This is a genomic window from Nocardia sputi (assembly GCF_023501985.1).
The window spans coordinates 1-22,287 of record NZ_JAMFLC010000008.1; the positions used below are offsets into that span (position 1 = coordinate 1).

23 protein-coding genes and 2 pseudogenes are annotated in these 22,287 nt (G+C 65.3%); 10 read left to right on the forward strand and 15 right to left on the reverse strand.

Annotated features, from left to right (window positions below; genetic code table 11):
* The first annotated feature begins 495 nt into the window (after nucleotides 1-495).
* Nucleotides 496-747, forward strand: coding sequence for a hypothetical protein (locus M8859_RS12725; RefSeq protein WP_249644254.1), 252 nt, complete (start codon nucleotides 496-498; stop codon nucleotides 745-747).
* Between the two features lie 185 nt (nucleotides 748-932).
* Here M8859_RS12725 and M8859_RS12730 read toward each other — a convergent pair whose 3' ends face one another.
* The 7 genes from M8859_RS12730 to M8859_RS12760 all read right to left on the reverse strand — a co-directional run bounded on the left by M8859_RS12730 (nucleotide 933) and on the right by M8859_RS12760 (nucleotide 7,069).
* Entirely contained in the window at nucleotides 933-2,387 is a 1,455-nt protein-coding gene (locus M8859_RS12730) for an MFS transporter (protein ID WP_249644255.1), read from the reverse strand.
* Nucleotides 2,384-3,511, reverse strand: a complete 1,128-nt coding sequence (locus M8859_RS12735) for a PLP-dependent cysteine synthase family protein (protein WP_372492907.1) — start codon at nucleotides 3,509-3,511, stop codon at nucleotides 2,384-2,386. The genes M8859_RS12730 and M8859_RS12735 overlap by 4 nt, the downstream gene beginning before the upstream one ends.
* A gap of 103 nt (nucleotides 3,512-3,614) precedes the next feature.
* A complete protein-coding gene (gene lpqS, locus M8859_RS12740; RefSeq protein ID WP_249644256.1) occupies nucleotides 3,615-4,112 on the reverse strand; it encodes a putative copper homeostasis (lipo)protein LpqS in 498 nt (165 codons plus the stop codon).
* A 75-nt stretch (nucleotides 4,113-4,187) separates the two neighbouring features.
* Nucleotides 4,188-4,619, reverse strand: a complete 432-nt coding sequence (locus tag M8859_RS12745) for a DUF305 domain-containing protein (protein WP_249644324.1) — start codon at nucleotides 4,617-4,619, stop codon at nucleotides 4,188-4,190.
* Between the two features lie 332 nt (nucleotides 4,620-4,951).
* On the reverse strand, nucleotides 4,952-5,257 hold the full coding sequence (locus M8859_RS12750; protein WP_249644257.1) for a hypothetical protein: 306 nt from the start codon (nucleotides 5,255-5,257) through the stop codon (nucleotides 4,952-4,954).
* A 103-nt stretch (nucleotides 5,258-5,360) separates the two neighbouring features.
* Nucleotides 5,361-5,576: a heavy-metal-associated domain-containing protein gene (locus M8859_RS12755; protein ID WP_249644258.1), complete on the reverse strand. Its 216-nt coding sequence runs from the start codon at nucleotides 5,574-5,576 to the stop codon at nucleotides 5,361-5,363.
* Nucleotides 5,577-5,650: 74 nt separating this feature from the next.
* On the reverse strand, nucleotides 5,651-7,069 hold the full coding sequence (locus M8859_RS12760; protein ID WP_249644259.1) for an MFS transporter: 1,419 nt from the start codon (nucleotides 7,067-7,069) through the stop codon (nucleotides 5,651-5,653).
* 317 nt (nucleotides 7,070-7,386) lie between these two features.
* Here M8859_RS12760 and M8859_RS12765 point away from each other — a divergent pair, with 317 nt between their 5' ends.
* Together M8859_RS12765 and M8859_RS12770 are read left to right on the forward strand one after the other, a co-directional pair.
* Nucleotides 7,387-7,791, forward strand: coding sequence for a DUF6153 family protein (locus tag M8859_RS12765; protein ID WP_249644260.1), 405 nt, complete (start codon nucleotides 7,387-7,389; stop codon nucleotides 7,789-7,791).
* Between the two features lie 107 nt (nucleotides 7,792-7,898).
* The gene (locus tag M8859_RS12770) at nucleotides 7,899-9,449 is read left to right on the forward strand and encodes a multicopper oxidase family protein (RefSeq protein ID WP_249644261.1); all 1,551 of its coding nucleotides are present in this window, start codon (nucleotides 7,899-7,901) and stop codon (nucleotides 9,447-9,449) included.
* A 149-nt stretch (nucleotides 9,450-9,598) separates the two neighbouring features.
* On the opposite strand, the gene M8859_RS12775 is transcribed toward M8859_RS12770, so the two are convergent.
* Both M8859_RS12775 and lpqS (M8859_RS12780) read right to left on the reverse strand, forming a co-directional pair.
* Nucleotides 9,599-10,726 (reverse strand): PLP-dependent cysteine synthase family protein, encoded by a 1,128-nt coding sequence (locus M8859_RS12775; protein ID WP_249644262.1) that lies wholly within the window; start codon nucleotides 10,724-10,726, stop codon nucleotides 9,599-9,601.
* A gap of 102 nt (nucleotides 10,727-10,828) precedes the next feature.
* On the reverse strand, nucleotides 10,829-11,419 hold the full coding sequence (gene lpqS, locus M8859_RS12780) for a putative copper homeostasis (lipo)protein LpqS (protein ID WP_249644263.1): 591 nt from the start codon (nucleotides 11,417-11,419) through the stop codon (nucleotides 10,829-10,831).
* A gap of 421 nt (nucleotides 11,420-11,840) precedes the next feature.
* On the opposite strand from lpqS (M8859_RS12780), the pseudogene M8859_RS12785 reads away from it, so the two are divergent.
* Nucleotides 11,841-12,205 (forward strand): annotated as a pseudogene (locus tag M8859_RS12785) (DUF4158 domain-containing protein); the annotation flags it as partial.
* 115 nt (nucleotides 12,206-12,320) lie between these two features.
* On the opposite strand, the gene M8859_RS12790 reads toward M8859_RS12785, so the two are convergent.
* Entirely contained in the window at nucleotides 12,321-12,932 is a 612-nt protein-coding gene (locus M8859_RS12790) for a TetR/AcrR family transcriptional regulator (protein ID WP_249644265.1), read from the reverse strand.
* Nucleotides 12,933-13,012: 80 nt separating this feature from the next.
* Here M8859_RS12790 and M8859_RS12795 point away from each other — a divergent pair, with 80 nt between their 5' ends.
* The 3 genes from M8859_RS12795 (at nucleotide 13,013) to M8859_RS12800 (ending at nucleotide 15,545) form a co-directional block, all read left to right on the forward strand.
* A complete protein-coding gene (locus M8859_RS12795) occupies nucleotides 13,013-14,467 on the forward strand; it encodes an MFS transporter (RefSeq protein ID WP_249644266.1) in 1,455 nt (484 codons plus the stop codon).
* 53 nt (nucleotides 14,468-14,520) lie between these two features.
* The gene (locus tag M8859_RS36845; RefSeq protein WP_283779632.1) at nucleotides 14,521-14,643 is read left to right on the forward strand and encodes a hypothetical protein; all 123 of its coding nucleotides are present in this window, start codon (nucleotides 14,521-14,523) and stop codon (nucleotides 14,641-14,643) included.
* 404 nt (nucleotides 14,644-15,047) lie between these two features.
* Complete coding sequence (locus M8859_RS12800; RefSeq protein ID WP_308221195.1) at nucleotides 15,048-15,545, forward strand: DUF305 domain-containing protein; 498 nt, start codon at nucleotides 15,048-15,050, stop codon at nucleotides 15,543-15,545.
* 127 nt (nucleotides 15,546-15,672) lie between these two features.
* Here M8859_RS12800 and M8859_RS12805 read toward each other — a convergent pair whose 3' ends face one another.
* The 3 genes from M8859_RS12805 to M8859_RS12815 all read right to left on the reverse strand — a co-directional run bounded on the left by M8859_RS12805 (nucleotide 15,673) and on the right by M8859_RS12815 (nucleotide 19,283).
* Nucleotides 15,673-15,840: a hypothetical protein gene (locus tag M8859_RS12805; protein WP_249644267.1), complete on the reverse strand. Its 168-nt coding sequence runs from the start codon at nucleotides 15,838-15,840 to the stop codon at nucleotides 15,673-15,675.
* 1,204 nt (nucleotides 15,841-17,044) lie between these two features.
* Complete coding sequence (locus M8859_RS12810; RefSeq protein WP_249644268.1) at nucleotides 17,045-17,452, reverse strand: four-helix bundle copper-binding protein; 408 nt, start codon at nucleotides 17,450-17,452, stop codon at nucleotides 17,045-17,047.
* Nucleotides 17,453-18,590: 1,138 nt separating this feature from the next.
* A complete protein-coding gene (locus M8859_RS12815; protein ID WP_159922198.1) occupies nucleotides 18,591-19,283 on the reverse strand; it encodes a helix-turn-helix transcriptional regulator in 693 nt (230 codons plus the stop codon).
* A 126-nt stretch (nucleotides 19,284-19,409) separates the two neighbouring features.
* On the opposite strand from M8859_RS12815, the gene M8859_RS12820 reads away from it, so the two are divergent.
* From M8859_RS12820 to folE, 3 genes and pseudogenes are all read left to right on the forward strand, one after another.
* On the forward strand, nucleotides 19,410-19,601 hold the full coding sequence (locus M8859_RS12820; RefSeq protein ID WP_159922200.1) for a hypothetical protein: 192 nt from the start codon (nucleotides 19,410-19,412) through the stop codon (nucleotides 19,599-19,601).
* Nucleotides 19,583-19,999, forward strand: coding sequence for a hypothetical protein (locus tag M8859_RS12825; RefSeq protein ID WP_159922202.1), 417 nt, complete (start codon nucleotides 19,583-19,585; stop codon nucleotides 19,997-19,999). Before M8859_RS12820 ends, M8859_RS12825 begins: the two co-directional genes overlap by 19 nt.
* A gap of 54 nt (nucleotides 20,000-20,053) precedes the next feature.
* Nucleotides 20,054-20,598, forward strand: a pseudogene (folE, locus tag M8859_RS12830) (GTP cyclohydrolase I FolE).
* A 318-nt stretch (nucleotides 20,599-20,916) separates the two neighbouring features.
* Here folE and M8859_RS36850 read toward each other — a convergent pair.
* Nucleotides 20,917-21,042: a hypothetical protein gene (locus tag M8859_RS36850; RefSeq protein WP_283779634.1), complete on the reverse strand. Its 126-nt coding sequence runs from the start codon at nucleotides 21,040-21,042 to the stop codon at nucleotides 20,917-20,919.
* Nucleotides 21,043-21,172: 130 nt separating this feature from the next.
* Nucleotides 21,173-22,240, reverse strand: coding sequence for a fatty acid desaturase family protein (locus tag M8859_RS12835; protein WP_249644269.1), 1,068 nt, complete (start codon nucleotides 22,238-22,240; stop codon nucleotides 21,173-21,175).
* Nucleotides 22,241-22,287 lie beyond the last annotated feature (47 nt).

Consider the following 22,287-nt stretch of genomic DNA (forward strand, 5'->3'; position numbering starts at 1 on the left):
GTGAATCACGGCGGTTCTTTCGGCTTACGGCGGACGTGGGAGTTGGCGCTTCACATCCTGCCGCCGAAAGAACCGCCCCTCAGCACACCACCCCTGCACCGCGTCACCAACGTCACGACCCGCAACACCTAGTGATAGCCGCCTTCGCCATGGGCGCCGACGAGTTCGTCGTCGCTCGACGCCCACGCGAAGACGCACCTGGGCGGCGGCGGTAGCATCCCGCTTCGTGCGCAGCTGCGCGCACTGAGGCGGCCCGCGGTCCTGGTCGGATTGCTGACGACGCTGCTCGGCTACGGCGGTGTGTTCACCAGCTAAATGTATTTCGCTCCGCAACTGAACGAGGCAACCCGCCTCGGCTCCGCTAGGTAGCCTTAATGTTCTTGCTCTTCGGGTCGGACTGTTCGCCGGTATCAGCTCGGCGGCAAGTTCTCCGACCAAAGATTGCCCCTGGCACTGGCCGTTGCTGCCGGGTCGCTCGCGGTGATCCTCTTCGCGATGACCCTGTTCATCCACAACCCGATCACCGCCGCCCTCGGCATCCTGGCCCACGGCGTCGTCGCCCCGCGACAGCTGCACGTGATGCACCAGGCCGGGGATGCGCCGGAAATCGCCTCGGCGGCCAACACCTCGCCTTCACCCTCGGCTCAGCACTCGGCATCTGGCTCGGCGGCGCAGCCATCGACGGGGGACGGGGCCTCACCTCGGTCGACTGGTCGGCGCCTTATCGCGGGCGCCGGATTCCTCTGACCCTGGTCCTCGCTGTGGCTCGACCGGGTCATCACCCCCGAACCTTTCGAGAGCGCACCGATGCACCTTTCACACCAGCACCAACCGTGATCACCAAACGGGCGGCCGGGGAACCGGGCATCCGTCCGCACGCTCGCGTCGTGCGCCGCTGGTGAAGGTCTCGTACCGGACTTGGCGTGGCGGTACTATCGCCGCCCTGTCCTGGTCGGCCACGGCTCTGTCCGGCCTCCGTCGCCTTCGGCGCGCCTAACGGTCGGCTCCCAACCCTGTTTCGCCGCACTGGCGGGTGCGTGGTGAGGGCCTGTCTCCGGCGTCCGACCGTTCGACACCGGCCCCGGTTTCGCCGTGTCGGTGTGCGGGCGGTGGCGGCCGTCGATCTCCCCAGGCAAGGACCGACCGGTGCTGACTGCGCTGTGCGAGGGGGGTTGGCGCCGGTCGAGTCGGTGCAACGCGCAGGCCGCGATCACACCGATCAGGCTCAGCCCGAGCCACACCGCCCAGTCCGCGCCGAGGTCGCGGGCAGCGCCGACGACCGCGCCGGTGGCGAGGTTGCCCGCGAGGATGCCTACACCGACCACCGTGTTGTAGAAGCCGTAATGGGTCGCCACCAGCTTTCCGCCTGCCAGGGACACCACGGTGTCCATCTCGAACGGAAACACCGCCGCCGTGCCCACGGCCAGCAACGCAGCCGACACCAGCAACGCCCCGACCGCGGCACCGGTACCGAATCGGTGCGAGTCCGGGATCGCCATCAAGGGCAGAAACGACGCCGCAAGAATGCCCATCCCGACGACCAAGCTGCGCCCGGAGCCCCACCTGGCGGCGAACCATCCGGTGATCCGCAACTGCCCGGCCACAGCCACCACTCCCGACACCACGAACACCGCCGACACCAGCAGCTGCGATCGTGCGCCCGCGATGAATTCCGCCTGCAGCGGCAGCGCGAGATACACCTGGAACGACAGCACATACGAGCCGATCATCGCCACCGCGAACCACACGAACCGCCGGTTACCGGCGACCATCCGCCAATCATCGAGCACTCGGGTCTTCTCGATCGCCACCTCGGCCCGGCGCGCGGGCAGCGCGAACAACTGCGCCACCGTCAGCGCCGCGAACACTACCGCCGCCGCGCCCGCAGTCACCCGGAAATCCAGGGCCATCAGTGCCAGACCCACCAGCGGCCCTGCCAGGATGCCCGCCTGATAGAAGATGTTGAACACCGCGAACGCTTCCACCCGCCGCTCCCCGGTATCGGCCGCCAGGTAGGCGCGCACCGCCGGATTGAACAGCGCTCCCGCGAAACCCGTCGCTGCCGAAGCGATCAGCAATCCCGGCAGCGAGGTGGCGAACACCAGCAGCGCGAAACCGCCGGTGCGCAGCAGGCAACCCGCGACGATCAGCGGTTTGTAGCCGAGCCGGTCGGCCAGGGTGCCACCGAGCAGGAACATGCCCTGCTGGGAGAAGTTCCGTACCCCCAGCACCAGCCCGACCGCCCACGCCGCCAATCCGAGCGGACCGGCCAGGTATCCGGCCAAATAGGGCATCAGCATGTAGAAGCCCAGGTTGATGCCGAACTGGTTGACCATCAACAACCTGGCTGCCAGGTCGAAGCTACGGAACTTCCTGAACACCGTCACGACGCCGACTCCCCGACCCCGGCCGAGTCGCGCGGATCGACGATCGTGGTGCAGCGAGTCCAGGAACGGACCACCCGCTCGGCTGGATGTGCGATGGTGTCCGGTTCCACCGGCGGGTCGGCGTCGAGCAGACCGTGCTCACGGCAGTAGGCGTCGTTGTAGACGGTGTCGAAGTAGCGGTGCGGCCCGTCCGGGAACACCGCCGCGATCCGAGCGTCGTCATCGCAGGTGCGGGCCGCCCAGCCCGCGACCAACGCCACGGCACCGACACTCCAGCCGCCGGAGGCATGGTGCGTCGCGGCCAAGGCGCGGCAGGCCCACACCGCCTCCGACGGCGCCACCCAATGCACCTCGTCGAAGGCGCCGTAGTCGACATTCGTCGGGTAGATGCTGGATCCGAGGCCCCGCATCAGGCGGGGACCCGCCGGTTGGCCGAAGATCGTCGAGGCCACCGTGTCCACGCCGATCAGCTTCAGGTCCGGGTTGAACCGGCGCAGCACCCGCGCCACTCCCGCCGAGTGCCCACCGGTACCCACCGCGCACACCAGCACATCGACAGCACCGAGCTGTTCGATCAGCTCGAGCGCCAGGGATTCGTAGCCGGCGACGTTGTCCGGATTGTTGTACTGGTCCGGGCACCACGCATCGGGTTCCCGGTCGAGCAGTTCGCTCACCCGGTCGCGGCGCGCCTGCTGCCAGCCTCCGGTCGGATGCGGATCAGCCACCAGATCTACCCGCGCTCCATAGGCCTCGAGCATCCGCGCGACGATGGGCTCCAGACCTGTATCGGTCACCACGGTGACCGGGTGCCGGTAGGCCATCCCTGCCAGTGTCAAACCTAAACCGAGTGTGCCGCTGGTGGATTCGATGATCCGTGCCCCCGGTGCCAGGTCACCGCGTTCCTCGGCGCGGCGCACCATGTGCAGCGCCGGGCGATCCTTCATGCCGCCGGGATTGAATCCTTCGAGCTTGGCCCAGAAGCCGTGGCCTGCGGGCGCCAACGGAGCGCCGACCCACAGCACCGGGGTATTTCCCACCAAAGCGCGCGGGTGCCGAGCAGCATCCGGCGCGGTGACGAGAGCCGCGGGCATCTGCCTGGGGTTGTGTAGCACAACCTTGTTCATCTTGTCGCTTCCTGTATCGAGACCGCCGTAACGAGGCGGCGAAGTGAGCGGGCAGCGAACACCAGCCGACAACACAGCAAAGCGTCGGCTTGGCGCTGACCGATCAGCGTCGCGAGATACAGAACCGCGTGAGAATGTCGCGCCCATCGGCAACGGGCAGACACGCCACCGGCGGGCCACGCATACCACCGCCGGTGGACCACAGAGCGGTCGCGACAACCACGACTGCAGAAAGGATCAAGGTCAACAGCTGCATCACCAGCAGGCCGGCTGCGGGGCCGGGCAGCACTGACTTGGCGATGCAGTGGACGATATGCGGACCGCAGTCATCGTGGAAAATGTCGATGACTTCGTGCTCGAGATCCGCCGACACAGAATGTGTGACGTGCCCGGCGGCCGAGGTGTGGGTCGGATGCAGATGTCCAGCGTCACCCAGCAGCGCACAGTCGATCATCGGCGCTACCAGCAGCACTGCCATCAGCAGTGCCGCAACATAGCTGCCGTGCCGTAATCGACCTATGACGCTCACAGTGAACCAATCGTAGCAACGGATGAGTAACAAATGGGTTTGACCCTGCACGGCACCGGCCAGCTTCGGCATCGATAATCCGAGGCAGCGAAGCGAGGCGAGTACACGCTGCGCGCTCCACAGCCCAGGGTCGCTGATGTGGGCCGCTCAGTTCTGCCCGAGCATGGCCTTCGCCTGGTCGATCTCACTCTGCTGTGAGGAAATGAGGTTGTCGGCGAGCTTTTGGTTTCCGGGCTCGTCCCGGTCGCCTGTCCGGTTTCGGCCATGTCGATGCCCCCGGTGTGGTGGTTGTTGATCATCGTCTCCAGCTACATCCGGTCGAAATCGGGCCGGACAACGCGCCAGCGATGACATCTGCTCCGGCGACATCATGGCGGGTATTCCGTGGCCCATGCCTGTGCCGGCGGAGGGTGCCGACTTGCCGAAGCGTTGCAGCAGCGAGCTGATTTGCGTGATCCCAGGGTCCTGGGCCTTCTTGATGTTCGCAGCCAGGTCGAGCACTTGCTGGTTTTGCGAACGGGTCGGCACCAGATCCGCCATCGCGACCGCTCGTGCGTGATGCGGATACATCATCTGCATGAACGTCACATCGGCCTCGATGTACGCGGTATCCGACCCGGGCGCCGGTGCCGCCGGTGGTCATCGACCTCCCCGGCATATCCGGCTCGGACGCAATGTCGGGCACGTTGCCGGAGTCGCCGTCGCCGCATCCGGCCAGAATCACAGCGATCGCGACGAAACCAGGTAGCGCCCGCCGGAGCATCGTGGAGCGTACGGACATGATCGGACTCCTCGAGGGCGGCCAGGTGGCCGTAGGCGCGCCGAGGGCTGCAGGTCGGTGAGCGGTTGGCCGTTGCGGCTTACCGAGAGCGTGACTGTCGATGTCCAGGCAGGGGGACGGTGCCGTTCAGTTAGTTGTCGTTTACGACGGTGGTCGCCGGTTCGGGCAGTGGCTGGACGTCGTAGTTGCCCGCGACCTGAAGACCGGCACCGAGTGTGAGGTTCTCGCCGCCTTCGGGGGTGCAGTCGGCGAACACCCGGCAATCACCGGCGCGGGCCTGCGAGTTGTCCAGTGGCAGCGTGTAGCCGCGCTCGCTGGCGAGCATTCCGCCGGGCAGTTGGTCCAGGCCGGACCCGCCGGGGGGTGGCGGGTCCGGCCGCGCGGGCGTCGCGACCGACCGGGCCGGAGGGTTCCGGACCGATCGCGGCGCCGACACCGAGAGCGATCCCGAAGACCGCCGCGAGGGCGAAGCCGGCGAACTTGCTGGTCGCGGTCATCGGGAGGCTCCTCGTTCCAGGTAACGCGGGTAAGTGATCAGATCAGTCGGCGAGTTGATAGCCGGCTTCATCGACCGCCGCGGCGATCGCGTCCCGCTCGACAGGCGCCGCGCTGCCGATCGTGACCAACCCACTGGCGAGGTCGACATCGACGGACGTGACACCGTCGATCTTTCCGACCTCCTCGCGGACCGACGAGACGCAGTGACCGCAGGTCATGCCGGTGACCGTCACAGTGGTAGTGGTCGCGGTGCTCATGGTGTTGCCTCCTTATCCATAACGGCTTTCGCCGCCGAACTCGTTGTTGACAAATACCCCGTAGGAGTATCGAGTCAAGCGGTTACGGTGACGCGCTCCGGCGCGGGGCGGCGCATGGTCACTGCGGTGATGCCCGCGCCTGCCAGTGCGATGACCGCCGCGCCGAGGAAGGCAGCGGAGAACCCGTTGGTCAGTTCCGGCAGGTCACCGGTCTGACCCGCGCCGAACGCGGCGGCGACCGCGGTCATCGCGGCCAGCCCGACCGCGGATCCGACCTGGTAACTGACGTTGACGATGCCGGAGGCCAGACCGCCCTCCTCCGGTCGGGCCGCGGAGATCGCTGTGCCGAGGGAGGGAATGAAGGCCAGCGACATACCGCCCGCCGCCACGAGCGAGGCGGGCAGCACGTCGACCCAGAAATTGCCGGTCGGACGCACCAGCGACATGATCGCCAACCCCAGCCCGAGCACAATCAGGCCGGTCACGATCATCGGCTTGGCACCGAACCGCTGCATCGCCCGCGGAGCCAGCACCACCATGCCGAGCATGATCAGGGTCGTCATCGGCAACAGCGCCGCGCCGGAGGGGAAGGCGCTGTAACCGAGCACCTGCTGCAGGTAGAGATTCAGGAAGAACCACATCGGCACCCACGCGGCACCCAGCAGCAACTGCGCGATATTGGCGGCGCCCAGGTTCGGGGCAGTGAAGATGCCCAGCCGCATCAACGGTTCAGTACGGCGCGACTGGATGAACACGAATCCGGCCAGTAGCGCCGCCGCGACGGCGAGGACACCGAGGGTCTGTCCCGAGGCCCATCCGACCTCCGGTGCCTGCACGATGGCGTAGACGGCCGCGGCCAAACCCGCGGTGACGGTGACCGAACCGAGCAGGTCGACCGATCCGGAACGCGCCGGGGCGGCAGGCATCAGGGCGGGAACCGCGATCAACGCGAGGATGGCGATCGGGATGTTGATGTAGAACACCCACGGCCAGCTGATGTATTCGGTGATGACTCCACCGAGGAACACCCCCGCGGTGCCGCCGGCGGGCGCCGCGGCGCCGTAGACGGCGAGCGCCTTCGTCAATTCCTGCGGCGAAGAGCCGAACAGCATCATCAGCAGGGTCAGAGCCGAGGGAGCGATCAGGGCCGCACCGCCGCCCTGTATCGCCCGTCCCGCCAGCTCGATCGCCACGTTGCCTGCGACGCCCGCGATGACCGAACCCACGAGCAGCACCGCCCAGCCCGCCGCGAACACCCGACGCGCGCCGAGCATGTCCGACAATCGTCCGCCAAGTAGGAGTAATCCGCCGAAGGCGATCACGTAGGCGTTGAACACCCAGGACAGGTTCTCCTGGGAGAAACCGAGTTCGGCCTGCATCTTCGGCAAGGCGATCCCGATGATCGAGGTGTCCATGATGACCATGAACTGAGCGGCGGCGATCACCGCCAAGGCCCACCACCGCCGGGCGGCGGGCTGTGTCTGCGTACTCATGACGAATACTTCCGTTCTTCCGAGCCAGTAACGAGATACGTACGGTACCCCCGTAGGGTATAGACCGCAAGTAGTGCTACGCGGTTACATGCCGCTAGTGCGGGGACGCGGTTCTCGCCGCGACAATCTGGAGGTCGGAATTACCGGGAAATCGTGATCGGGGCGTCGAAGTGGGGCTGATGTGCGTCTTCGAGCGTGAGGTGGCCGCCGTAGACCGTGAGCACGGGAGCACGGGAGCGTCGACGACCTCGACCAACGACGGTGGTCTTTGCGCTATACCCCTACGGGGTTGGGGGGAATTTTACTATGATGATTGCGTGGTCGAACTGCAGCTGCCGCGCCGAGTGTCCGGGCAGACCCGGGTGGCCGGACTGCTCGTGCTGCTCTTCGCGGTCGCTGCCATGCACGTCGGCGTGTTTGCGATCGAGCCTGGCCCTGGGCATCACTCGCCCGAACATCACAGCGTCGTGGCGACGCCAGCCGACCCGCACCCGGCCACGGCGAGCGGTGACCACGGTTTCGTGCACAGGGCCATGCACGGGTGCGTGTTCATCCTGTCGGTGATGGCCTTCGCGTTCGGCCTCGTGCTGCTGTACAGGTTGTTGAATACCGGTCTGCCGGGCGATCAGCGGTCCACATCCCTGCACTGGCGGATGCGGCGCGAACGACCCCCGCCCTGGACCGTGCTGTCTCTGGCCGAATTGTCGATGCTGCGGATCTGACAGGTTCGCCGCTTCCGTAGTCTCCCACGACCCGGACGCGGCTCTCGCCTGCCCGAAACCGATTTCGTTCGCCATTCACCAGGACCACCACGACTCAGGGAGAATCCATGTTCCCCACAAAATTGCAGCTCTCGGCACCGATGCCTCGGCGCGGATTCCTCGCGCTCGGCGGCGGTATCGCGGCGGCTGCCGCGCTGGCCGCGTGCTCGAATAGCTCACAGAACCCGCACACCCTCGTCCTGCCCGGCTCCGACGCGGTTCGCGCCGCCGAGAATCAGCGCCGCACGGCAAACGCGGCGGTCCGGGAGGTGACGCTGCGCGCCGAACCTACGACGGTGGACCTCGGCGGCGTCCACGTGCAGACCTGGACCTACGGCGGACGACTGCCCGGACAGGAGATCCGGCTCAGCCGCGGCGACGTGCTGCGCGCCGACGTCACCAACGGACTGCCCGCGCCGACGACCCTTCATTGGCACGGTCTGGCATTGCGCAACGACATGGACGGCACGCCCGGCCTCACCCAACCCGAGATCTCACCCGGCAGCACGTTCCGGTACGAATTCACTGTGCCCGATCCCGGCACCCACTGGTTCCACCCACACGTCGGTGTCCAGCTCGACCGTGGACTCTACGCGCCCCTGATCGTGGAGGATCCCGCCGACGGCCACGACTACGACGTCGAGGCCGTAGTCGTCCTCGACGACTGGCTCGACGGCGTCGACGGCCGTGACCCGGACAAAGAGCTCGAACAACTGCGCGCCAAAGGCATGGCGGGCATGAACATGGGCCCGATGCCCACCGGTGGCACCGGTGGCCACGGCGGTCACGGCTCTGGGGCGGCGGACCCGAACGCACCGCTGGGGTCCGACGCCGGCGACGTCACCTATCCGCACTACCTGATCAACGGACGCCTCCCTGCCGACCCGGCGACCTTCACCGCCCGCCCGGGCCAGCGGATGCGGCTGCGCATTATCAACGCCGCGGCCGACACCGCCTTCCGAGTCGCCATCGGCGGACACCAGCTGACAGTGACACACAGCGACGGATTCCCGGTGCATCCGGTCACCACGGGCAGCCTGCTCATCAGCATGGGGGAACGCTACGACGTCATTGTCGAACTGCGCGACGGAGTCTTCCCACTCGTCGCCGCCGCCGAAGGCAAGCGGGGACAGGGCTCGGCTCTGATCCGCACCGGAAGTGGCACCCCGCCACCGGCGGACGTCCGGCCTCGTGAACTCGGCGACCCGCCGCTGACCGCTGCCCGGCTGAGGGCTGATGACAGCGCGCTCCTGGCGGTGCGGGCTCCGGACTCGGTGCTGGATGTGACCCTCGGCGCGGATGACACGCGCTATCTGTGGACCATCAACGGCAAACCCTTCGAAGAACACGCCATGCTCGACGTGCACGAAGGGCAGCGGGTCCGGTTGAGGTTCATCAACTCCACCATGATGTTCCACCCGATGCACTTGCACGGCCACACCTTCCAGCTGGTCGACGGCAACGGCACCGGCGCACGCAAGGACACCTCGATCGTTCTGCCCAACCAGACCATCGAGGTCGACTTCGACGCCACCAATCCCGGACAATGGATGCTGCACTGCCACAACGCCTACCACGGCGAGGCCGGAATGATGAGCGTCCTGTCCTACGTGCGTTGACGCCCTAGGCTGCCAGGTGCCTCGAACCGCACCCCGTTGAGGAAGCGTTGGTCCATAGCCTAGCTGTTGTGGTGCGCCGCACTCATCGATTCGAGTGCGCCGTATGACGGGTTCGCGCCCCGTACGGTCTCGCCGATCTGCCGAAATCATTATGAGGCGGTCGTTTTGGGCAGAGCTATTGTCTTCGGGTCGATGACGGTCGTGGATCGGGTCCATGAGGTCACGACACGCTCGCCGGGATGGGTGATCGTTGCCGGTTCGATCGGTGGGGCGACATCGAGCAATCCATGTTTGTTGCAGTAGGTGTCGTTGTAGATCGTGTCGAAGTAGCGCTGTGGCCCGTCGGGGAACACTGCCGCGATCCTGGTGTCGGCGTCGTAGACGCGTGCCGCCCAGCCGGCGACCAGCGCCACCGCGCCCACACTCCAGCCACCGGACGCGTGGTGGGTTGCGGCCAGTGTCCGGGCAGCCCACACGGCTTCCGAGGGTGCCACCCAGTGCACTTCGTCGAATGCGCGGTAGTCGACGTTAGCTGGGTAGATGCTGGAGCCGAGGCCACGCATCAGGCGCGGACCCGCGGGTTGACCGAAGATGGTCGAGGCCACCGTGTCCACGCCGATGAGCTTCAGATCGGGGTTGAAGCGGCGCAGCACCCGTGACACCCCGGCCGAGTGGCCGCCCGTGCCGACGGCGCACACTAGGACGTCCACATCGCCGAGCTGCTCTAGCAGCTCGAGCGCCAGGGATTCGTAGCCGTCGATGTTGTCGGGATTGTTGTACTGGTCCGGGCTCCAGGCGCCGGGGTGATGATCCAGCAGTTCCGCGACCCTATCGCGACGCGCCTGTTGCCACCCGCCAACAGGGTGCGGTTCGGTCACGAGGTCGACCCGTGCGCCGTAGGCTGTCAGCATCCGCGAAACGATGGGCTCCAATCCCGGGTCGGTTACCACGGTGACCGGGTGGTTGTGGACGATTCCGGCCAAGGCCAAGCCCAAACCGAGTGTTCCGCTGGTGGATTCGATGATCGGCGCGCCGGGTGCGAGATCCCCTCGTTCTTCGGCGCGCTGCACCATATGCAGTGCGGGGCGGTCCTTCATTCCACCTGGGTTGAATCCTTCCAGCTTGGCCCAGAATCCGCGACCGGCCGGAGCCAGTGGGGCGCCGATCCAGAGCACGGGGGTGTTGCCGACCAGCCCATGTGGTTGCCGGGCCGCCCCTGGCGCGCTGATCAAGCCGGTGGGTACGTCGCTGCGGTTGTCGAATGTGATGTGGCTCATGGCTGTCGCTTCCTGTATCAGAACCGCTGTTTTGCGGCGCGAACGATGAGAGGGCAGCGAACACCGGCCGACAGCACAAGGAGTCGGCCTGGCGCTGACCTGTCAGCGTCGGGCGATACAGAGTCGAGTGAGAATGTCCCGCCCAGTGCCGGGCAGGGATCGGTCGGGTGGAGCGCGGACACCACCGCGGGGGAGTGAGAGCACGGACACAAGGACGGCAAGGGCCGCCAACAGCATCAGCCCGAGCAACTGCAGCGGCAGAACGGTTGATGCAGTGCCGGGCAGCAGCGACTTGATGATGCAGTGAGCGATGTGCGGACCGCAGTAATCGTCTGCGTCGCTCAAGGCCGCGTCATCGAGGTCGTGTCCGTGCACGGCTGCCTGGCTGACACTCTCGGCGGGGGAGACCGAAGCATGCGCATGTGCACCGGCTTCAAGTAGCCCGCAGTCGATCATCGGCGCTACCAGCAGTACTGCTAGGAACAGCACCACCGCGGAGCTGTCACGCAGCAACCGGCCGATGAGGTTGACGGCGCCTCGAACTTTGGGTCCGCGTCCGAATTCTGACGGGCTTGCTGCGCCCGCCTTGGTGGCGAATTGGCGATCTAATAGCCCGATGCCCGCCTTCGTGATGGCGGCGGCGGCTGCGTCAGCGGCGATACGGCGCCGGGAGTGGCGAGTCGCTTGACTCATGACAACCTCCATTCGCTTTCGATCGTCCGCTGGCAAGTTCTAACCGCTTCTAAGGAGTGCGGCCGCCTGCTCACCATATACCCCCCATGGGTATATGGTCAATGGTGGCCGATGGGACTCGTCGAGCCCTTTATCCGAAGGGCTCGGCAGCACCCCTCGTCCTAATGGGGTGGAGAAGCCGTTGAAGACATGTTCTCAACCGCTTCTACTGGCTTGCGGTACTACGTCAACTCGTAACTGGCCTGTTCATCGTCGGTAACGTGTGCCGCTCCTTGGGGTCCCGGTAGTAATCGCGCGAAAACAACACAAATGTCTGGGCCAGCAGCGATGGCGTTGTGGTCCGCTCGGGCTGCGGGCGGGTGCGGTAGGTGCTTGGCTTGGCTGCCGATGAGGTTCGTCGGCGTGCGGGAGGTCGGGTTTCGTGGCGACGCGGGTGTTCGCGGAGGAGGAGTTGCAGCGCCTGCGGGAATTCCCGGAGGTCAGCCGTGAGGAGTCGTTCCGGTTCTTCACGCTGGCCCCGGCCGATATCGCGTTCGTCGCGCCGGGGCGGGGGCGTGGTCTGGAGGACCAGCTCGGCCTGGCGGTGGCGTTGTGCACGCTGCCGTGGCTGGGGTTCGTGCCGGACAAGGTCGCTGCCGCGCCGCCGGTGGCGGTGGCTCGGTGGGCGGATCAGCTGAAAATCGATGCGTCGCAGATCCATTCGTACGGCCGCCGGGCACAGACCCGCACCGCGATCTGAGGCTGGTGGCCCAGCATCTGAGCTGGCGGTCGGCCGGGGCGAGCGACCGGCCGTTGCGGGTGCGCGACACCCTGTTTTGAGCCGAGTACGAGTAGGAAGCGCGCACGATCGGTGCTTATGGGGTCTCGGAAGTAATCGCCGAAATAGGTAACGGGTGTAGCTTTATGCCGGTTGTGGATCTGAGGGATCTGGTTGCGCTTGCACCAGAGCGCGCAGCGCCGGTTCGAGAATTCTCTCGAGGTCGTCCCGGTCGGCTGTGGCCATGGCTGGGACTTTCAGCAGGTATCGAGCGATGGTGACGCCCAGCGTGCAGGCGTTCAGCACCGCTGCCCGCAACTCGGCGTCGTTGCCACCAATTGTCGCGGCGACGGTCGATTGAGCCGGCGCCATGACCTGGTCGCGCAAAATCTGCCCAGCCAGGGGGTGGGTCAGGCAGCTGCGCAGTAACGCCTCGGAGCTGTCTCGTCGTGAAGGGTCCTCGAACCCTGAGAATAGATGTGCCGCAGCTGTTTTAGGCAGATCAGCGACCGGCGCCTCGACCAAGCTGTGCAGGTCGATGCTGGCATGCGCGGCTGCACTGAACAGCTGCTCCTTGTTGCCGAAAAGCTGCATCACCAGTGCCGGGTCGATCCCGGCGTCGGCGGCCACGGCTCGGATCGTGGTGCGTTCAAAGCCGCACTCGGCGAACTGTCTGCGGGCCGCCGACAGGACCACTTCCTCGGTTCGCTTGCGACGCTCTGCCCGCGAAACCTGCTCCTGATTTGCGTCTACCATGCCGTTCACTCTACGTGCGTTGACCGAATGTGTCATTCACTCTACGCTCGTTGAGTAGACGATCAGGAGGAGGGCAATTCATGACCAACGATGCGAGCGCGGCCCCGCCGCAGCAGCAAAGAACGGCACCAGTCCGAAAGCGGGGGCGCTGGGCGTTAGCGGTGCTGGCGGGCAGCCAACTACTGATCGTGGTCGACGCGACGATCGTGAACGTAGCGTTGTCGGCTATTCGCGACGACTTGGGTTTCTCACTCCAAGACCTTCAGTGGGTGATCACCGCTTACACCCTCGCCTTCGGCGGGCTGCTGCTGCTCGGCGGGCGCCTAGCCGACCGGTTCGGGCACCGCCGGATGTTCGCCACCGGAGCACTGGTCTTCGCCGGTGCCTCACTGGTGGGCGGCTGGGCCGATACGGCCGCGCTGCTGGTGGCGGCACGGGCCATGCAAGGTATCGGTGCGGCCGTGATGGCCCCAGCAGCGCTGGCGTTGCTGATGATGGTCTTCTCCGCCGGTCGGGACCGGACAGTGGCCCTGGGAGTGTGGGCCGGTGTCACCGCTGGCGGCACCGCGCTCGGCCTGATCCTGGGCGGCCTACTGACCCAGACGTTGTCGTGGCCATGGGTGTTCTGGATCAACGTACCGGTCGCGGTCGCCGCTGCCGGGCTGGCAGCTGTCGTCTTGCCGACCGGGCAGGGCGACCGGGTCGGCAGCATCGATGTGGCAGGCGCACTGACCGCCACCGGCGGCCTGATGGCCCTGGTCTACGGCCTGGTCCGTACTACCGACACTGGGTGGGCCTCGACCGAAACACTGGTCGCGCTGGGGGCAGCGCTCCTACTGCTTGCCGTATTCGGGTTGTTGCAGGCCCGCCGCGACGATCCGCTGGTGCCGTTGCGCTTGTTGCGGAACCGCACGGTGCTGGGAGCGGATGTGATCGGCTTGATTTTCGGTGTCGCGATCTATGCCTTGTTCTACTTCCTCAGCATCTTCCTGGCCACTGTTCTCGGGTATAGCCCGGTGCAGGTCGGGTTGGCGTTTCTGCCGATGACTGTCGCCATCGCGCTCGCGGCACGGCTGGCTGGAGGGCCGCTAGCTTCGGTCCGGGCTCACCGGCTCGCTACCGTCGGCTCGCTACTGGTTGCCGCCGGTGTCGCACTACTGATGCGCATCGGACCGGAGGCCGGTTACCCGGGCACTGTGCTGCCGGGGGTGGTGCTGGCCGGACTCGGCCTGGGCTTGGCCTTCGTACCGCTGACCGCGGCCGCCGTGTCCGGCGCGGATCCCGTTGATGGTGGGATCGCCTCGGCGCTGTTCAACGCCGGCCAGCAGCTCGGCGGCGCTATCGGTCTCGCGGTGCTCACCACGGCCAGCGCCACCAGAACCGCACAACTGGCCGCCAAAGGGGAAGCAACAACAGCGGCCATCACAGCCGGGTGGAGCATCGGGTTCGGCATCGCCGCCGTGATCGCGCTTGCCGGGGCGGTTATCGCCGCCGTCACCCTCAGGCCATCAGCAAGCCCAACGGATCACCGGTGAAGTGCTAACCGGTTACCGTTCAGCAGTCAACACGCCAAGGCGCGAGGCTGTCGATGGCGGTGCTGCTGATTGCGCCGACGCTCGACTGCGCGCTACTCGGCGGTGAGGAGCACCTGCACGGTGGTGCTGCCTCGGCCACCGCTTCGACGGGTGCCTCGCATGATCATCGGTGGTGACGAGGATTACGGACACCACCGGCGCGCCATGCCGGTCGGTGGTCCGGCCATAGCCGACGTACCCGGGCTCCATAGCTTTGGCCAGGATGGAGCCGTAAGCCGCGTGCATACCCGGATGCCCCGCGGGGTATGTCGTCGCAGTAATGAAGCGGCACCTTCGCCCCGGCGTGTCCGAACAGGTCGCTCACACCCACGACCGAGTCGCCAAGCGGGGCTGCTCCTACATTCCGCCATATGTCCAAAGAGGCCGTATCGTATCGGTCGACCCCTTGAGGAGTCTCGCCATGCACACACCTTCCAGGACGCTCGGATCCGGGTTCATCGCACTGACCGTGGCAGCGTTCGCCCTGGCTGGATGCGGTAATGGCGACGATTCGGACGGAATGCCGTCCACTATGCCGGGGATGACGCACCCCAGCGCGGCACCGAGTAGTGCGGCACGCAGCGACTTCAACGATGCCGACGTCACCTTCCTGCAGATGATGTACCCGCACCACGCCCAGGCGGTGGAGATGGCCGATCTGGCCCTGGCTCGCTCGCAAGACCCGCGGATACTCGAGTTGGCCGCGCGTATCAAGGCCGCGCAGGGACCGGAAATGGAGCAGATCAGCTCGCTGCTGCAGCAGTTCGGCAAGCCGGCACCATCCGCCGCGCCCATGGGACATGACATGCCGGGAATGATGTCGCAGGAGCAGATGGCCGAGCTGAAGACCATGTCCGGGGCGGAGTTCGACCGGATGTGGTTGACCATGATGATCGACCACCACAGCGGCGCTATCGAGATGGCCAAGACCGAACAGGCCGACGGTACCAATGCTGACACCAAGAGAATCGCCGACGTTGTGGTGTCCTCACAGCAAAGCGAGATCGACCAGATGAAAGACATCCTCGGCCAGAACTGACCGATGCTCACCGCAGGTGGTGAGGAGTATCGCTGTAACGCTGCGAGGGGCATCCAGCAGACATCGCCCGGTCAGCGGTGGGCGCATGTCCGGCCCGTTCGGTCCCAACGTCGTGCACATGCAATTTTCACGGGTTGAGCCGATGCGCTTGGGGGTCGAGCAGGAGCTCTGGGAGGCGGGCGGCGAAGTCGGGCGTGCGGGTGAGATGGCCGATATGGCCGCCCAGCAGTTCGAGTACGGCGCAACCCAGTCCCCGCGCCAGCTCGATCGTTGCGCTGGCGGCGGGGGTAACCAATGGAGTCGTGTCCTATTGCCGGGACAATTCGGTCAGGTCGCTCGACTAGAGAATCCAGGTCGAGTTCGGTTGCGGGGTACTGGCGCAACTCATGCTCGAACCAGTAAACGGCATCAGCGTCCTTTCGGGGGCATGCCATGGTGGGACGATCTGACGTGCCGAAGCTGAGCTTGCGGAACTCGCGCAGGGCCTTCTGTGGGCCGCAGCGCCGGTAGAGCTGATAGAGGTCGGGAAAGAAATCTAGCCAGCGTTGCGCGTCGGCTAGGCTGGTCAATCACATGACCCAATCAACCGGCGACTGCGCCTAACTTCTGGAAAGCACTGCCGGTGGCAAGAACGAGAATTAGCCCTACTGCCAGCCTTGACCCACGGTCACCAAGGCCCATGGTAACCGTCACTGCAATATGCAGGGCTGTGTGCTTGACCGTGCCCACAATATCCAGTGCCGTGCCCATGCCCGTGTCTGTGGTTGCCGTGGCCGCCGGTTCCGTGGCCAGCTGTTCCTTGGCCACCGTGCGGGTGGGAGACGGTCTGGATCTGGACAGGACCCGGCGCCGGCTCGGCAGTAGCAGGTGCCGTGATCGCCACGGCGGGACCGAGGGCCAATACCGCCACAAGAGCCACTCGTGCCCGGCCCCAGTGCGACTTACGTACAGAATTTTTGATTGTCATCTCCGACGAACACCTTCCGGATTACTCGAATTCGACCGGATTTCGGAACATCTCCATCCTACTGAGTAAGCCAGGAGATTGATACGAAGTAAGGCAGGACATGGCTCGGAATTTGCGGGTACATGCGCGCTGGCTGAATGCAGGGATGCTGACCGTGTCGCGATCACGACCTGCCCCTGGGCGTGCGGTGGTCTACGGGCAACGCGGACGAGAACCGCGTCTGCAATACTCGACAAGGGCAACTTGTTCTGTCTGCTAATCGGCGCTCGTCGAACTCCATCACATCGGACCACCTGCGCGGGGCCGTGAATGCTACCGAAGCGGCACCGAGGTTGCCGGAGGTGAGTCCTTCAGTCAATCAGTTGAAAGCAAGCGGCCTCATTGATGTGCACCAATCCGCTTGGTGTCCGAGTTCGGGCAGCGGATGTGAGAATTACCGGTGCCGGCACTGCTCTGCGGCCCGTCGCGGGCCACGGGTGGCTGTTGCAGTGGAATCCCGAGCGGGCCGAAGGACCAGTGGCGGGGAGGCGGTTCAGCCGAGAGCCTGAATGAGGTCGTTGCAGGCTTGTTCGCAGCGGCGGCATGCTTCGGCGCACACTCGGCAGTGCTCGTGAGTCTCGGCGTGGGCAGAGCATTCGCCGCGGCAGGCGCTGCAGGCCGTGGCACATGCCTTCAAGATCGCCCGAGTGACGTTAACGTCGTAGCCGGTGTGACGGGACAGGACGGACGCGGTCGTGTTGCAGATGTCTGCGCAGTCCATGTCAGTGCGGATGCACTTGGTGAGTTCGCCGACCATACCCTCGGACAGGCAGGCGTCCGCGCAGGCAGTACACGCCTGTGCGCAGGTGATGCACTCCTCGATGCACGTGGTGAGCTTGTCCCGATCGACGTCGCCGAGGTCAGCCGGGTAAGTGTCGAGCATGTCCTTAACCGTGGTCATCGCGGATCGTCCCCTTTCACTAGCGGAGCGGGGCGGCTAGAGCCGTGCCTCTTAGACCTCCTCCTCGGGCGGATAGCCACGGCAAGGCGGCGCAAACGCGTCGAGCAGTGGACATCATCCATCGGCGTGGTGATCAGACAATGCCGCGCCCGGAATTGAAGCAGATTTTTCCAGCTCACCCCTACCCGGTGTGATCTCACAGCACCGGATCCGTCGGGCACGACGCAGCCCTGAGCAGAACGGCCGCGGCCGCGGTGACCGGCAATACAGCCCTACACAAGCCCGGGGCGGCATCGCCACGACGAGCAACAGAGCAGCGGCCCGCCTGCATGTTCGATCGGTGCGACGACGACGTCAGTGAAGTTGCGATCTGGCAGGTGTCGGAAGCTGACTGGAACCGAAAACTGTTTCACTTTTCCGTCGCCAAGTCGGGGTTGGAGTTGCGGACGGTTGCGGTACCACTCGCGGAGGTTTGCCCTCCGATGGCGCGACCCGAGTGATGACGCTGTCATCACCGGAGCATCGGATCGATCGTTCACCTGGTGATGACCGTGTCATCACCAGAACTGGTATGGTCTGTCGTGAAATGTAGTGACGCGTCGTGAAACGGCAGTTGAGCGGCAGTGTTACGCAAGGATCAGCTTGCTGACCTGGTAAAACGACAGGTGTGCGGACGAGGTTCAAGTCCTCCTAGGCCCACCCATAGAACGCCAAGTCAAGACCGTGTTTCGCCGCGGTAGGCATCGATTTCATGTCACCCTGTTGCCGATAGACGGTTCTCGATCCGCATTCCGAAGTGTTTCCGACTGAGGGAACACCTTCACATGCTCGCCCCCGCCCCCAGGCACCGCACCGACGGCTCCATCGCCTGGCAGGTTCAGTTCCAGTCATACGACAGCGACCGCGTCCGTCACCGCGCCGTGGCGCCGGAGGCTTCCGCCTGACCGACCGGCTGACCCGCCCCACCGGACAGCTGTGGGGCGGCTTCGATCCCGTTCGACGCAAGTAGTACGCCCACATCGGCAACGACATCGAGCCGTTCTTCGGCGACATACCGTCAACGCCGCCACGCTCCGATGTGCCCCCGCGGTCGGCGGAAAGCGGCGCGGCATCGGTCGAACTGCGGATCGGCGGTGGTTCAGGTTGTCGCGCGCACTTCGACACAGCATTCGCCCTCCCGTGGTGCGAGTACCGCGTGCACGCTGTCGGTGCCGAGACCGGTCAGTATGCCGGAGCAGAAGGCATGGTTCAGACCGCACACCAACTCGGGGGCGGTCGTCGCCAGCGGGTGAAAAGGGCAGTTGCGCAGTCGCACGCAGGTCGGCGCTTCGCGGCTGGGTTCGAAGCCGTGTTCGGCGAGCATGCCCTGCATCAGGGTCAGAGCGCGCTCGACCCCCAGTCGGCCGGGCCTGGTTCGTTCCCGCTCGGCGCCGCCGAGTTCCTCGCCGCGTCGCTGCGCTACCCGCATCGCCGCCTCGCGCGCTGTTTCCTCGTCGCGCTCGCTCAGCACGGCACCCATCAGGATTTCGGCAAGCACCTCGTAGCGGCGATCGGGAATGCTCACCCGGACATCGGCGTCGGTGGGCTCGTAGACCTTCGGGGTTCGCCCGACGCGGCGAACGCCCCCAGGTGCCTCGTACCGAGCGCGCAGCAGTCCGGCGTCGACCAGCTTGTCCAGATGGAACGCGGCCAGTTTGCGGGAGATCCCGACCTCGGCCGCGGCTTCGTCCCGGGTGACGGGCCGACGGGCTCGCCGGATGAACCAGTACATCCCGCGCCGCGAGTCGTCATCGAGAACCGCGACGGCGCCGATCGCCGCTTCGTTGGTCACTAGACCATGATAACGGATATCAGAGTAGGCGAAAATGCCAGTCCCTGCCCAGAATGAGTGATAGGTTGACTGACGTAGTAATTTCGCCAATAATTTTTGGTATTATTGGACCGGTGTGGAGGTGCGATGAGCGGCGAACCGCAACAGGGCAAGCAGCCGGTGAGCCCGGCGCTGGCAGTCTGCGGCTATCTCGGCGGAAAACTCGCCTACCGCTACGGCGTCCGCGTGGCCGACGAAACCACCCAGGCCGCCGGATTTCGGCACTGCACCATTCGATCCGAACTTCCGAGGAGCAGATCATGGGCATCGCGGCATTGATCACCTGGTTGTCGACAGCCGCCGGTGGGTTCGTCCTGCTGGGCACGTGGATCACCAAGGGCGGAACACGGCAATCGGCTACCACCCATTTGCCACCGCCAGTGGTGTTCGGTCATTTCCTGCTCGCCGTCGCCGGGCTCGTCGTCTGGATCGCGTATCTGGTCGCCGACACCGACGCGCTGGCCTGGACCGCGTTCGCACTGCTGGTGCCGGTCGCCTTGCTCGGTTTCACCATGCTGGCACGGTGGCTTCCGGTCTACCGCGACCGTGCCACCCCAGCGCAGGATTCTCCGGCCGAACGGCATTTCCCCGTCGCGATCGTCGGTGGGCACGGTGTGTTCGCTGTCGCCACCGTCGTGCTGGTGCTGTTGACCGCTCTCGGCGTCGGTGGGAGCTAGCCCGTGTCACGCCCCGCGCTACGCGTTGTCCATGAACCGGTCCACACCATCGACATGCCTGCCGCCGAACGTGCCGCCGGTGAGTTCCTCACCGCGCTCGGTATCGGACTCGACGACGAACATCTGCGTGCCACTCCCGGGCGGATGGCCCGCGCCTACGCCGAACTGTTCACCCCACGGCCGTTCGACCTGACAACCTTCCCCAACGAAGAGGGCTATGACGAACTCGTCCTCGCCCGCCGCATCCCGTTGCGCTCGGTATGTAACACCACCTGCTGCCGTTCGTCGGGGTCGCCCACGTCGGTTATCTGCCCGGCGACCGCATCCTCGGACTATCCAAACTCGCCCGCATCGTCGAGCACTTCTCCCACCGCCCCCAAGTCCAGGAACGACTCACCAAACAGATCGCCGACTGGCTCGCCGAACACCTGCAACCACAAGGCGTCGGCGTCGTCATCGAAGCCGAACACACATGCATGACCCTGCGCGGCGTCCAAGCCACCGGCGCCACCACCGTTACCTCGACCTTGCTGGGCACCCTGCGTGAAGACGCCCGCTCCCGCCAAGAATTCCTCTCCCTCACTGGAATCACCCCCTGATGCCCACCCCACATGGCCGCGAGCACCAAATCGCGGACATGTCGGGGTGCGGGCTCGCGACCACAGCACCTCATCACCCGGCGGTGCCCAGCGGTTCCCAGCCACGACAGGCTCACCGGGGCGATCCCGCTGCCGAGAACTGCGGCGGCGAGCTGGATCGTGGCCAAGCAACACCCGACACAGCAGCGCGCCCAGCCCGATCGGCACCACCAGCGTGGCGTCCGGCTGTCCTCAGCAGCCACACTCGCCTCCCGCACGGCCGGTGCCGCCGTCGCCGGTGGCGATGAACTGGGCAACAGGGACTCTCACTGCAGGCGATCAGGTCGCCGCATCCGGCCGCGAGGGCAGCGCGCGGGTGTCGCGCACCACGGTCAGCTCGGCGAGCTTCGCGTCGACCTCGGCCAGCTTCGCCGCGGCGCGGGCCTGCATGAGCCGGCCCGGCATGTCCGGGGAACCTCATGCCGGGTCGGCATTCTTCGCGGCCGAGCTGGACCGGCAACGTCCGAGCTCTCGCTACGAACGCCGCACCGAAACTGCGATGACGCTACCGTCATCGAATGCGACCAAAAGTGCACTATCCTGATCGACGATCTGTTCGGTCGATGAGTTCGATATCGACGAATTCACCGAGCCGCGCACTGGCTTTGCCCTCCGAAACGTCACGGACAATATCTCGGAATTGCCATAAAAATGTTCTGGACTTCGGTGCGGTGTGCTCGATAGTGCTCGCGAACAGCGGGTCGCGCAATCGAATTTCGTGAACCCTGGGAAGATTCCAATACGGAATCATGGGCGAGAGGTGATGATCCAAGTGGTATCCCTCATTGTGTATACCGAGAAAGTGGTAGGAGAACGGCCCCAGCGCGCGATGGCGAGTAGTTCGTAGATCGACATTGTTGTGTCCGACGAGTGGGAAGTGTTCCAGCAGCGCCATATACCAGTTGATCATCGGGAATATGAGCAGCAGTGGGACGATCCAATAGAGCAGGAATTGGGTGCCGTACCCGTTCACCCAGCAGAGTATACCCAGCATTGCCAAGTAGCATACAACTGCCAGCCCGGGACGTGCCTTGTTCCAGGAACCGCGCAGTTGCAATTCTTTTACGATAGCCACCGACGTCAGCCCCAGCAGCGGCAATAACATGTAACGCCAAACGAACCTTGCGCCGGACTGCGGCTTGTACACGCCGGCGGCGATATGGGCACGGAAATCCGGATCTCTGCGCACATCGCCGAAACTGCCATGATGATCTCGCATGTGGCTGCGCCGGAACGCATCGAAAGGTTGGAGTATCACATACCCTGAAAACCACGTTCCCAAAAATCTGTTCAAGCCGCGGTGCTCGGCCAACGTCCCGTGCGCGGCTTCATGAACCAGAGTTCCGAGACCCCGCTGCCTGGTTGCGATGACAGGCAGAGCGACGGTGAGATAAAAAACCCACCACATCAATCCCGAAAGCTGCTCGCAAAGGATTGCAACGGCGGCGATGACCAGCCAGTCAGCGATCAACGCCAACGGCCCATGCCAATTGTCGAGCTTTCGGAGATTTCTGATCTCGCCCTCGATCTCGGTGTCGAACCTGTAGCGCGGTACCCGACCTGGTAGCGGATTCATGCCCACGTTTTGTTGTTCCTCGATCAACTTTGCCTCCTTGCTGCGGCTTCTCGCCGCTCGCGAGTTCGCTGCCG

What these genes read in the sequence shown, in the direction of transcription:
- M8859_RS12760 (WP_249644259.1), bottom strand. Translation starts at nt 7,069, where the DNA reads ATGAGTACGCAGACACAGCCCGCCGCCCGGCGGTGGTGGGCCTTGGCG.
- M8859_RS36850 (WP_283779634.1), bottom strand. Translation starts at nt 21,042, where the DNA reads ATGCCGGGCCGGCTCATGCAGGCCCGCGCCGCGGCGAAGCTGGCCGAG.
- M8859_RS12770 (WP_249644261.1), top strand. Translation starts at nt 7,899, where the DNA reads ATGTTCCCCACAAAATTGCAGCTCTCGGCACCGATGCCTCGGCGCGGA.
- M8859_RS12735 (WP_372492907.1), bottom strand. Translation starts at nt 3,511, where the DNA reads ATGAACAAGGTTGTGCTACACAACCCCAGGCAGATGCCCGCGGCTCTC.
- M8859_RS12800 (WP_308221195.1), top strand. Translation starts at nt 15,048, where the DNA reads ATGACGCACCCCAGCGCGGCACCGAGTAGTGCGGCACGCAGCGACTTC.
- M8859_RS12820 (WP_159922200.1), top strand. Translation starts at nt 19,410, where the DNA reads ATGAGCGGCGAACCGCAACAGGGCAAGCAGCCGGTGAGCCCGGCGCTG.
- M8859_RS12725 (WP_249644254.1), top strand. Translation starts at nt 496, where the DNA reads ATGACCCTGTTCATCCACAACCCGATCACCGCCGCCCTCGGCATCCTG.
- M8859_RS12790 (WP_249644265.1), bottom strand. Translation starts at nt 12,932, where the DNA reads ATGGTAGACGCAAATCAGGAGCAGGTTTCGCGGGCAGAGCGTCGCAAG.
- M8859_RS12755 (WP_249644258.1), bottom strand. Translation starts at nt 5,576, where the DNA reads ATGAGCACCGCGACCACTACCACTGTGACGGTCACCGGCATGACCTGC.
- M8859_RS12810 (WP_249644268.1), bottom strand. Translation starts at nt 17,452, where the DNA reads ATGACCACGGTTAAGGACATGCTCGACACTTACCCGGCTGACCTCGGC.
- M8859_RS12825 (WP_159922202.1), top strand. Translation starts at nt 19,583, where the DNA reads ATGGGCATCGCGGCATTGATCACCTGGTTGTCGACAGCCGCCGGTGGG.
- M8859_RS36845 (WP_283779632.1), top strand. Translation starts at nt 14,521, where the DNA reads ATGGCGGTGCTGCTGATTGCGCCGACGCTCGACTGCGCGCTACTCGGC.
- lpqS (WP_249644263.1), bottom strand. Translation starts at nt 11,419, where the DNA reads ATGAGTCAAGCGACTCGCCACTCCCGGCGCCGTATCGCCGCTGACGCA.
- M8859_RS12795 (WP_249644266.1), top strand. Translation starts at nt 13,013, where the DNA reads ATGACCAACGATGCGAGCGCGGCCCCGCCGCAGCAGCAAAGAACGGCA.
- lpqS (WP_249644256.1), bottom strand. Translation starts at nt 4,112, where the DNA reads ATGCCGAAGCTGGCCGGTGCCGTGCAGGGTCAAACCCATTTGTTACTC.
- M8859_RS12745 (WP_249644324.1), bottom strand. Translation starts at nt 4,619, where the DNA reads ATGCAGATGATGTATCCGCATCACGCACGAGCGGTCGCGATGGCGGAT.
- M8859_RS12775 (WP_249644262.1), bottom strand. Translation starts at nt 10,726, where the DNA reads ATGAGCCACATCACATTCGACAACCGCAGCGACGTACCCACCGGCTTG.